Genomic DNA, 11574 nt, shown 5'->3' with positions numbered 1-11574 from the left:
GCCCTGCGCCGTCCCCTGCGCCACGGTCGTCATCGGGCCTCCACGGCGGTGCACTGCCACTGGCCGGCCTGGCCGCGCTGCTCCAGTCGGAAGGCCACCATGTGGTGCCGGCGGCCGAGGTCGACCCGTACACAGGCCTCGACGGCGTCGGGCGAGGGTGACCGGTCGTGCACCGGGCCGAGCCGGGGCCGGTCGGCGGGGCCGCCGCGGCGCAGCGCACCGGCCCGGACCAGGGAGGCGAGCTGCCCGTAGCCGTCCAGGCTGGTGTGCCGCATCAGCTGGCCGGAGGGCCGGGCGCCGGTGAGCACCTCGACCAGCTGGTGGGCGAACCGGGCGGCGAGCGCCCGGGCGTCCTGCCGGTCGGGCACGGCGGTGCCGGGAGTGCCGGCGGCCCCGGCGGCCCGGGCGCAGGCGGCGCGCGGGTGGTGCGGCCGGCGCCCGGCCGGTTCGCAGCCGCCGGAGGCATGGACCCGGCGGTGCGGGCGGGCGGCGAGGCGGGCGGTGCGGTCGGTGCCGCGGGGGGCGCCGTGCTGGGCGGCGCTGGGGTGAGTGCCGCGGTGAGTGCTGTGGTGAGCGCTGTGCTGGGCGGTGGGACGGACGGTCACGGTGGCTCCCGGCAAGGGTGGTACGGGTACGGACGGGCCCAGGCTGGCGGTGACGATCACCGGGCGGCAACGCGGTTTCGGATGCCTTCGGGCCCGCGCGAAGTTCACCTATCCGGGTGAGTCGGCCAGTGCGGCGACGGCCCGGCGAGCGTTCCCGCGGCGCCGGGTTGACGTGCGGGGACGGGCCGTACGGCCCGAAAGGGGACGCCCCGGTACGGCGGACCGGGTGGTTCGGGGCCGGGGCTCCCGTTGCACCGCACAGCCGTTCACGCGCACCATCGGAGCCTGACCCGATCCCCACGACGACGGGTGGCCGGGATGACGACAGCCGGGACGACCACACGGGCGGTGCCCTCGCCGAGCCCGAGCGCCGGGGGCGCACTCCGGCGCGGGCTGGTGCTGGGCGGCGGCGGGATGCTCGGCGCGGCCTGGACGGTCGGCGCGCTGTGCGCCGTCGAGGAGGCCACCGGGCACCCGCCGGGCGAGGCGGACGTGCTGTTGGGCACCTCGGCGGGCGCGATCCTGGCCGCGCTGCTGGCCGGGGGCGTGCGCCCCGAGCAGCTGGGCGACCACCAGCGCGGGCTGCCGATCACCGAGGGCCCGCTGACCGGGGTGGCCTTCGACTACGACACGGCGGTGGGCGGCGCGCTGCCCTCCCGCCCGCGGGCCGGGATCGGCTCGCCGGACCTGTTGCGGGACGCCGTCCGGCACCCGCGCGAGTACCCGCTGCTGACCATGGTCTCGGCGATGGCGCCGCACGGCCGCGGCTCGCTGGCCCCGGTCGGCGAGCTGGTGCGCGGGCTGCACGGCCCGGGCGGTTGGCCGACCCAAGGGCCGGCGGACCCCCGCGCGGTGGCGCCCAGCCCCGCCGCCGCGCCGCTGCGGGTGGCCGCAGTGGACTACCGCAGCGGCCACCGGGCGGTCTTCGGCGACCCGGACGCCCCGGCCGTCCCGGTGGCCGACGCCGTGATGGCCTCCTGCGCGATCCCCGGCTGGTTCGCCCCGGTACGCCTGGACGGCTCGGCGTACGTGGACGGCGGCTGCTGGTCGGCCACCAACGCGGACCTGCTGCTCGGCCGCGGCCTGGACGAGGTGTACGTGCTCGCCCCGATGGCCCTGCGGCTGGGCCCGCGGGCCCAGCGCGCGGACCGCGGCACCCTGGCCGCGCTGCGCGAGTGGCGGGACCGGGACCGCCCGCGCGGCGTGCTGGCCCAGCTGGTCAGCCGCTACCGCCGCGCGGTGACCCGGCAGCTGCTGCGCGAGGCCGCGCTGCTGCGGGCCGAGGGCGTCCGGGTGCGGCTGCTCGCGCCGAACCTGGCCGACCTGGCGGTGATCGGTCCGAACCTGATGGACCCGGCCCGCCGCGGCGAGGTGCTGGAGAGCGCCCTGCGGAGCAGCCGGGAGGCGCTGGGCGCCGGGAGCGGGCCCGGCCCGAGGTGATCACGGACGGTCCGGCGGAGCTTATTCTTGGGGGCGCTGGATGCTGTGCCGCTGGACGAAACCCCCGCAGGGCGAACCCCTGCCGGACGAACCCCCGCTGGACGAACCGGAGAGTGCCACCGATGCGCGTGTACGTGCCCACCACCCTGACCGGCCTGGCGGCGGCGCACGAGGGCGGCGCCCTGGAGCAGTCCGCCGCGTACGCCGTGACGCCCGCGCTGCGCGAGTGGTACGTCAGCGACGACCTGGAGGAGCTGGAGTACGCGGCGCTGAACCGGGCCGCGCAGTCCTCGCTGCGGCTGCTGGCGGCCGACCCGGACTCCCCGCGCCGGCGGGTCGTGGTGGCGCTGGACGTGGCCGACACGGCGGTGCGGCCCTTCCCCGGCGACGAGTACCAGGACCAGGCCTCGCTCGGCCGGGTGGTGCTGGCCGGCCCGGTGAAGCTGGCGAAGGCCGCCTCGGTGCACGCCGACGTGGCCGACGACGAGGTGGTCGAGGACGTCGCGGCGGCGGTTGCGGCGGTGGCCGCGGCCGACGCGGGCGACCAGGACGCCCAGTTCACGGTGGACGGCGCGGAGGACCACGACCTGCTCTGGTACGCGACCCAGGAGATCCCCGCGCTGCTGGCCTGAGGCAGCGCCGGGCCCGGCGCGGCCGGAGTGCGGATCGTCCTACCGGCATGTCGGCCGTTCGGGTTACCGTTTGCCCCCGTGCGCACTCACATCGTTTGGGACTGGAACGGGACCCTCTTCCACGACATGGACGCGGTCCTCGGCGCGAGCAACGCCGCGTTCGCGACCATCGGCGTCGGCCCGATGACCATGCAGGAGTACCGGGAGCAGTACGAGATCCCGATCCCCCGCTTCTACGAGCGGCTGCTCGGCCGGATGCCCTCCCAGGAGGAGTGGCTGCGGCTGGACGACGCCTTCCAGGACCGCTACCGCGAGCTCAGCCCGGCCTGCGGCCTGACCGAGGGCGTGCCCGAGCTGCTGGCGGACTGGCGCGCGGCCGGGCACAGCCAGTCGCTGCTGTCGATGTACGAGCACGACAAGCTCGTCCCGCTGGTCGGCGCCTTCGGCCTGACCGGCAGCTTCCTGCGGGTGGACGGCCGCAGCGGCCCCTCCGGCGGCCAGAAGGCGGAGCAGCTGACCCGGCACCTGGCCGAGCTCGGCGAGTGGGTCGACCCGGCTCGTACAGTGCTGATCGGCGATGCCGCGGACGACGCCCTGGCGGCGCTGCACGCGGGGGCGCACGCGGTGCTGTACTCCGGCGGCTCGCACACCCGGGAGAAGCTGGAGCCGGTCGGCGTCCCGGTGGTGGACAGCCTGGCCGAGGCGGTCGAGCTGGCGGGCCGGCTGGCGGGCTGAGCCGGCGACCGAACCGGCGACTGAACCGGAGCGGTGCGACGGCGGACGTGGCGGGCGCCACGTCCGCCGTTGGCGTGTCTGGACGGGCGGATCCGTCCGGGCCTGGTCAGGCTGGTGTCGAACCCCAGCCCGAGGTCAAGCCCGCCCCCCTCGGCCTGAATCCAGCCCGACCCGCAGCCCGATTCGCCAGCCCGACCCCCAGCCGCCGCCAGGACGGAGCCGCCATGCCCATCGACGCAGTCACCGAGGTGCCGAGCCCGGTCAACGAGCCGGTGCGCGGGTACGCGCCCGGCAGTCCGGAGCGGGGGCGGCTGGTCCGGCGGCTGGACGAGCTGGCGGCCGAGCAGATCCCGCTGCCGATGACCATCGGCGGCGAGCAGCGCTTCGGCGGCGGCGAGCGGATCGACGTCGTCCAGCCGCACCACCACGCGGCCAAGCTGGGCGTGCTCGGCAACGCCACCCGGGAGGACGCCCGGCTGGCGGTGGACGCGGCGCTGGCGGCCGGGCCGCAGTGGCGCTCGCTCTCCTTCGACGACCGGGCGGCGGTCTTCCTGCGCGCCGCCGACCTGCTGGCCGGGCCGTGGCGGGAGACGCTCAACGCGGCGACGATGCTCGGACAGTCCAAGTCCGCCCACCAGGCCGAGATCGACTCCGCCTGCGAGCTGATCGACTTCTGGCGGTTCAACGTCGGGTTCGCCCGGCAGGTCCTGGCGGATCAGCCGATCTCCTCCCCGGGGGTGTGGAACCGGGTCGACCACCGCCCGCTGGAAGGTTTCGTCTACGCGATCACCCCGTTCAACTTCACCGCGATCGCCGGCAACCTGCCCACCGCCCCCGCGCTGATGGGCAACACGGTGGTCTGGAAGCCCGCGCCGACCCAGACCCTGGCCGCGTACCACCTGATGCGGCTGCTGGAGGCGGCCGGCCTGCCGCCCGGGGTGATCAACCTGGTCACCGGCGACGGCCTGCAGGTCTCCCCGGTGGCGCTCGCCGACCCGGCCTTCGCCGGGCTGCACTTCACCGGCTCGACCGCCACCTTCCAGTCGCTCTGGCAGACGATCGGCGCGAACATCGGCGGCTACCGAACGTACCCGAGGATCGTCGGGGAGACCGGCGGCAAGGACTTCCTGCTGGCCCACCGCTCGGCCGACCCGGACATCCTGAGGACCGCGATGATCCGCGGCGCCTTCGAGTACCAGGGCCAGAAGTGCTCGGCGCTCTCGCGCGCCTACCTGCCGCGCAGCCTCTGGCTGAAGATCAAGGACGACTTCCTGGCCGAGGTGGACGCCCTGACGGTGGGCGACGTCACCGACCTGTCGAACTTCATGGGCGCGCTGATCGACCGGCGCGCCTTCGAGAAGAACCGCAACGCGATCGAGCGGGCGAAGGCGGACCCGACCGTCGAACTGGTGGCCGGCGGCCAGTACGACGACGCGATCGGATGGTTCGTCCGGCCGACGGTGCTGGTCTCCTCCGACCACCGGGGCGAGATCTTCCGGACCGAGTACTTCGGCCCGATCCTCGCCGTCCACGTCTACGAGGACTCCCGCTGGGACGACGTGCTGAGGCGGGTCGACTCGGGCGCCCCGTACGGACTGACCGGCGCGGTGATCGCCCAGGACCGCTACGCCATCGCCCAGGCGGTGGAGGCGTTGCGCTTCACCGCCGGGAACTTCTACATCAACGACAAGCCCACCGGTGCCGTCGTCGGCCAGCAGCCCTTCGGCGGCTCCCGGGCCTCCGGGACCAACGACAAGGCGGGCGCCGCCCAGAACCTGCTGCGCTGGACCTCGGCCCGGGCGATCAAGGAGACCTTCGTCCCGCCGACCCAGCACGGTTACCCACATATGGGCTGAAAGCGAACACGGCGCTCCGGTTTGGACATGGTGTCCAGGACGGACCCGACATCCTGCGGGTTTGCGCCTCCCTGTCCCTGTCCACCTTCGATTGATCCGGTTAGGCTGGCTGGCGTCGTCGGGTGGCTTGCAGGACGAACGTGTCGTCCTACCCGCTGGGAGGGCGTTTCATGCGTGCCATGAGCCCCTTTCAGTCGGACGGTGCGGCAGGATTGCGAGCGACCCGTCGGTGTACACCCACACACCACCGAGTCACGCAACGGCGCGCGACAGGAGCCAAGAAGTCATGCAGACCAAGCTGGACGCAGCCAAGGCCGAACTGCTCAAGAAGGCAGCCGTAGCCGCTGAGAACAGCCAGGTGGGGGGAGCGGCGCCCGGGGAGGGTCTGAGCAACGGCGCTCTGACCGCGTACCTGCACCACTACTACCTGCACACCGCGCCCGAGGACCTGGTCGACCGCGACCCGGTCGACGTGTACGGCGCGGCCGCCTCCCACTACCGCCTGGGGCTCAAGCGCCCCCAGGGCACCGCCGAGGTGCGGGTCCACACCCCCTCGGTCGAGGAGAACGGCTGGTCCTGCGGCCACACCGTGGTCGAGGTCGTCACCGACGACATGCCCTTCCTGGTCGACTCCGTCACCAACGAGCTGTCCCGCCAGGACCGCGCGATCCACATCGTGATCCACCCCCAGCTGGTCGTCCGCCGTGACATCACCGGCAAGCTGCTGGAGATCCTGGACGTCGACGCCTGCTCCCGCAGCCAGGCCGCCGGCGCCGAGTGGCCCGCCGACGCGACCGTCGAGTCGTGGATGCACATCGAGATCGACCGCGAGACCGACCGCGACGACCTGCGCGGCATCGAGACCAACCTGCGCCGGGTGCTCGGCGACGTCCGCGAGGTCGTCGAGGACTGGGGCAAGATGCGCGACAGCGCGCTGCGCCTGGCCGACGAGCTGGCCGAGGAGCCCCCGGCCGGCCTGGCCGAGCAGGAGGTCGGCGAGGCCTGGGAGCTGATGCGCTGGCTCGCCGACGACCACTTCACCTTCCTCGGCTACCGCGAGTACGACCTGGTCGAGCACGAGGGCGAGGAGGTCCTCAAGGCCGTCGCCGGGACCGGCCTGGGCATCCTGCGCTCCGACCCGCACAGCCACGACGACCGTCACCACTCGGTCTCCGAGGCCTTCGGCCGGCTCTCCGCCCCGGTCCGCGCCAAGGCCCACGAGAAGAAGCTGCTCGTCCTCACCAAGGCCAACAGCCGCTCCACCGTGCACCGCCCCTCCTACCTGGACTACGTCGGCGTCAAGAAGTTCAACGCCGCCGGCGAGCCGACCGGTGAGCGCCGCTTCCTCGGCCTGTTCTCCTCCGCCGCGTACACCGAGTCGGTCACCCGCATCCCGGTCGTGCGCCGCAAGGTCCAGGAGGTGCTGGACGGCTCCGGCTTCTCCAGCGAGAGCCACGACGGCCGCGACCTGCTGCAGATCATGGAGACCTTCCCGCGGGACGAGATCTTCCAGACCGCGGCCTCCGAACTGCTCTCCATCGCGACCAGCGTGCTCTACCTGCAGGAGCGCCGTAAGCTGCGCCTCTTCCTGCGCCAGGACGAGTACGGGCGCTACTTCTCCGCCTTCATCTACCTGCCGCGCGACCGCTACACCACGCGCATCCGGCTGCTGCTCACCGACATCCTCAAGGAAGAGCTGAACGGCGCCACCATCGACTACACGGTGTACGCCACCGAGTCGGTGCTGACCCGTCTGCACTACGTGGTCCGGGTCGCCCCGGGCACCGAGCTGCCCCGGCTCACCGACTCCGACATCGAGCGGATCGAGAACCGGCTGGCCGAGGCCGCCCGGTTCTGGATGGACGGCTTCCACGACCAGCTGCACACCGAGCTGGGCGAGGAGAAGGCCGCCGAACTCGGCCACAAGTACGCCAACGCCTTCCCCGACGGCTACCGCGCCGACTTCCCGCCGCGCACCGCCGTCTCGGACATCAAGCAGATCGAGTCGCTGCACGGCGAGGGCGACTTCCGCCTGAACCTCTACCAGCCGGTCGGCGCGGGCGACGACGAGCGCCGCTTCAAGATCTACCGGGTCGGCGGCCCGATCTCGCTCAGCGAGGTCCTGCCCGTCCTCCAGCGCCTGGGCGTCGAGGTGCTGGACGAGCACCCGTACGCGCTGCGCCGCTCCGACGGCACCACCGCGTGGGTGTACGACTTCGGCCTGAAGCTGCGCGAGGCCACCGAGCTCACCGAGGAGGCCCGCGAGCGCTTCCAGGACACCTTCGCCGCGACCTGGACCGGCAGGGCCGAGAACGACGGCTTCAACGAGCTGGTCCTCACCGCCGGGCTGAACTGGCGCCAGGCGATGGTGCTGCGCGCGTACGCCAAGTACCTGCGCCAGGCGGGCTCCACGTTCTCCCAGGACTACATGGAGGACGCGCTCCGCAACAACACCCACACCACCCGGCTGCTGGTCAACCTGTTCGAGGCCCGGCTGAGCCCCAGCCACCAGCTGGGCGCCGCCGAGCTGACCGAGGGCATCCTGGAGGAGCTGGCCGGCGCGCTCGACGAGGTCGTCTCGCTGGACGAGGACCGCATCCTGCGCTCCTTCCTGCACCTCATCAAGGCCACCCTGCGGACCAACTTCTTCCAGCACGACGGCGCCGGCGAGTGGCACTCGTACGTGTCGATGAAGTTCGACCCGAAGGCCATCCCGGACCTCCCGGCCCCGCGCCCGGCGTTCGAGATCTGGGTCTACTCGCCGCAGGTCGAGGGCGTGCACCTGCGCTTCGGCAAGGTCGCCCGCGGCGGTCTGCGCTGGTCCGACCGGCGCGAGGACTTCCGCACCGAGATCCTCGGCCTGGTCAAGGCCCAGATGGTCAAGAACACCGTCATCGTCCCGGTCGGCGCCAAGGGCGGCTTCGTCGCCAAGCAGCTGCCGGACCCGTCGGTGGACCGCGACGCCTGGCTGGCCGAGGGCATCTCCTCGTACAAGACGTTCATCTCGGCGCTGCTCGACATCACCGACAACCTGGTGGCCGGCGAGGTCGTCCACCCGGCCGACGTGGTGCGCCACGACGAGGACGACACCTACCTGGTCGTCGCCGCCGACAAGGGCACCGCGACCTTCTCCGACATCGCCAACGGCGTCGCGGAGTCGTACGGCTTCTGGCTGGGCGACGCCTTCGCCTCCGGCGGCTCGGCCGGCTACGACCACAAGGGCATGGGCATCACCGCCCGCGGAGCCTGGGAGTCGGTCAAGCGCAACTTCCGCGAGCTCGGCGTCGACACCCAGTCCGAGGACTTCGCCGTCATCGGCATCGGCGACATGTCCGGCGACGTCTTCGGCAACGGCATGCTGCTCAGCGAGCACATCCGGCTGGTCGCGGCCTTCGACCACCGCCACATCTTCCTGGACCCGAACCCGGACGCGGCCGTCTCGTACGCCGAGCGCCGCCGGCTGTTCGAGCTGCCGCGCAGCTCCTGGGACGACTACGACAAGTCGCTGATCTCGACCGGCGGCGGGGTCTTCCCCCGCAGCGCCAAGTCGATCCAGGTCAGCGCGCAGGTCCGGGCCGCCCTGGGCATCCAGGAGACCCGCCTGACCCCGGCCGAGCTGATGAAGGCGATCCTGCAGGCGCCGGTCGACCTGTTCTGGAACGGCGGCATCGGCACCTACGTCAAGGCCTCCACCGAGACCAACGCCGAGGTCGGGGACAAGGCCAACGACGCCATCCGGGTCAACGGCGAGCAGGTCCGGGCCCGGGTCATCGGCGAGGGCGGCAACCTCGGCTGCACCCAGCTCGGCCGCATCGAGTACGCGGCCACCGGCGGCCCCGAGGGCCGCGGCGGCTGGATCAACACCGACGCCATCGACAACTCGGCCGGTGTGGACACCTCGGACCACGAGGTCAACATCAAGATCCTGCTCAACCAGGTCGTCGCCGAGGGCGACATGACGGTCAAGCAGCGCAACGTGCTGCTCGCCGAGATGACCGATGAGGTCGGCCACCTGGTGCTGCGCAACAACTACGCGCAGAACGTGGTGCTGGCCAACGCCGTCGCCCAGGCGCACAGCATGGTCAACGTCCACGCGCGGATGATCAACCGCTTCGAGGGCGCCGGCCAGCTCGACCGCGGGCTGGAGTTCCTGCCCGCCGAGCGCCAGATCCGTGAGCGCCAGCAGAACGGCCGCGGGCTCTCGCAGCCGGAGATGTCCGTCCTGCTCGCCTACACCAAGATCATTCTGGCCGACGAGCTGCTGGCCACCGACCTGCCGGACGACCCGTACTTCCGCACCGCGCTGCACGAGTACTTCCCGAGCGCGCTGCGGGCGAAGTTCGCCGACGCGATCGACAACCACGCGCTGCGCCGCGAGATCATCACCACGCTGATCGTCAACGACACGATCAACCGTGGTGGCTGCACCTTCGCCTTCCGCCTGAAGGAGGAGACCGGCGCGACCTACGAGGAGATCGCCCGGACGCACACCGCCGCGCGGGCCGTCTTCGGCCTGGAGGAGATCTGGGCCGAGATCGAGGGCCTGGACAACAAGGTCCCGGCCCGGATCCAGACCAAGATGCGGCTGCACTCGCGGCGCCTGGTCGAGCGCGCCACCCGGTGGATGCTCAACAACCGCCGCCAGCCGCTCGACATCGCCGGCACCATCGAGTTCTTCCACGACCGGATCCGCCAGGTCTGGGGCTCGCTGCCCAAGCCGCTGCGCGGCGAGGACCTCACCTGGTTCGAGTCGATCCAGGGCGAGCTCGCCGCGGCCGGCGTGCCCGACGAGCTGGCCACCCGGATCGCCGGACTGTCCTCGGTCTTCCCGACCCTGGACATCACCGAGGTCGCGGACCGCTCCGGCAAGGACGTCGCCGAGGTCGCCGAGCTGTACTACGACCTGGGCGACCGGCTGCAGATCTCGCACCTGCTCGACCGCATCATCGACCTGCCCCGCACGGACCGCTGGTCGTCGATGGCCCGGGCCGCGATCCGCGAGGACCTCTTCGCGGCGCACGCGGCGCTGACCGCCGACATCCTGGCCTGCGGCCCCGACGGCGCCACCCCCGAGGAGCGCTACAACGCCTGGGCGGACCTCAACGCCACCCTGCTGAACCGCGCCAAGGCCACCCTCGACGACATAAGGGGTTCGGACAACTACGAGCTGTCCAGCCTCTCGGTCGCGATGCGCGTCATCCGCACCCTGCTGCGCACCGGTTCGATGCGCTGACGGACGGCTGTTCGGAAGGGCCCGCGTCCTCGGACGCGGGCCCTTCCGCGTACCCGGCCGGAAACCGGTTCGGATCGTGGGCACACCGTCGGTACGGTGCTCCCGAACGATCTTTCTGGGGGGAACGACATGGGGAAGTACCGGGGACCGATCCGTGCAGTGGGCGCGGCCGTCTCGGTGGTGCTGCTGGTCGCCGGAGCGGGGGCCTGCGGCAACGACGACAAGAAGGACACGGCGAAGGGCGACTCCACCGCCGCGCCCTCGGCGGCGCCGACGACCAAGGGACCGGAGGCCTTCGCGGCAGCCGGCTACCGCGGCCTGAAGCCGGGGATGGCGAAGGACGCCGGGCTGGCCACCGGCGCACTGGAGGCGGCGCCGGTCTCGCTGCTCGACGGCTGCACCGACTTCGTCTACAAGGGCGGCCCGGCACCGGACAAGACCCGGATGGACGCCGAGGCGGCCACCGAGGCCCGCTACAAGGACCTCAACGCCAAGGCCGACGCGGCCGCGGGCAAGACTCCTGCCCCGGGCGGCACGCTGCCGCCCGGCGCCTCCGCCAAGGACGCCGCCGCTGCCGCTGCCGGCTCGGCCGCCGCGGCCAAGGACTCGGCCGCCACCGCCAAGCTGATGGCCGACGCCACCCAGTCCATCGCGGACATGTGGGTGGCCCGCGAGGCCAAGGACAAGGCCTTCCAGGCCACCGGCCGGGTCTCCTTCGCCGCCACCGGCCTGCGCGAGCTGGTCGCCCCGGCCGAGGCGAAGACCGCCGAGGGCATCGGAGCCGGCTCCACGGTGGACGCGCTGCAGCAGGCGTACGGAGCCAAGGGCCTCCAGCTGGCCAAGAGCGGCAAGTACGAGCTGCCGGTCGAGGGCCGGCAGGGCTGGAAGTGGGAGTTCACCGTGGACGGCGGCACGGTCGTCGGGATGGCCGTGGCCGACCGCGACATCAAGTGCGCCTGACCGCCTCGGCGGCCGGTCGCCAGGGCAGGCATCCCGTGCCCGCGCAGCGCTGCGCGGGCACGGGCGATGCCGCCGGGGGTGGCGGTGGCGCCGGTGCCGATCGCGGGCGGGCC

At 72.7% G+C, this 11574-nt stretch carries 7 protein-coding genes; 6 read left to right on the top strand and 1 reads right to left on the bottom strand.

The window, feature by feature from the left end; genetic code table 11:
• Window positions 1–29 precede the first annotated feature (29 nt).
• Window positions 30–605 (bottom strand): Rv3235 family protein, encoded by a 576-nt coding sequence (locus tag ACZ7BZ_RS24275; RefSeq protein WP_470360117.1) that lies wholly within the window; start codon window positions 603–605, stop codon window positions 30–32.
• Window positions 606–953: 348 nt separating this feature from the next.
• Between ACZ7BZ_RS24275 and ACZ7BZ_RS24270 the strand changes: the two genes are divergently transcribed.
• The 6 genes from ACZ7BZ_RS24270 (at window position 954) to ACZ7BZ_RS24245 (ending at window position 11461) form a co-directional block, all read left to right on the top strand.
• The gene (locus ACZ7BZ_RS24270) at window positions 954–2045 is read left to right on the top strand and encodes a patatin-like phospholipase family protein (RefSeq protein ID WP_470360116.1); all 1092 of its coding nucleotides are present in this window, start codon (window positions 954–956) and stop codon (window positions 2043–2045) included.
• Window positions 2046–2167: 122 nt separating this feature from the next.
• Window positions 2168–2677 carry a DUF6912 family protein gene (locus ACZ7BZ_RS24265; RefSeq protein WP_380453656.1) on the top strand — a complete coding sequence of 170 codons (510 nt, stop codon included), beginning with the start codon at window positions 2168–2170 and terminating at the stop codon, window positions 2675–2677.
• A gap of 78 nt (window positions 2678–2755) precedes the next feature.
• A complete protein-coding gene (locus ACZ7BZ_RS24260; protein ID WP_470360115.1) occupies window positions 2756–3412 on the top strand; it encodes an HAD family hydrolase in 657 nt (218 codons plus the stop codon).
• Between the two features lie 230 nt (window positions 3413–3642).
• On the top strand, window positions 3643–5268 hold the full coding sequence (gene pruA, locus ACZ7BZ_RS24255; protein WP_380453750.1) for an L-glutamate gamma-semialdehyde dehydrogenase: 1626 nt from the start codon (window positions 3643–3645) through the stop codon (window positions 5266–5268).
• A gap of 286 nt (window positions 5269–5554) precedes the next feature.
• Entirely contained in the window at window positions 5555–10501 is a 4947-nt protein-coding gene (locus ACZ7BZ_RS24250) for an NAD-glutamate dehydrogenase (protein WP_470360114.1), read from the top strand.
• Window positions 10502–10630: 129 nt separating this feature from the next.
• On the top strand, window positions 10631–11461 hold the full coding sequence (locus ACZ7BZ_RS24245) for a hypothetical protein (protein ID WP_470360113.1): 831 nt from the start codon (window positions 10631–10633) through the stop codon (window positions 11459–11461).
• Window positions 11462–11574 lie beyond the last annotated feature (113 nt).

The sequence above is a fragment of the Kitasatospora sp. NPDC036934 genome (genome assembly GCF_055608425.1).
The sequence above is the reverse complement of the archived record's forward strand: the minus strand, read 5'-3'. Positions and strand labels throughout refer to the sequence as shown.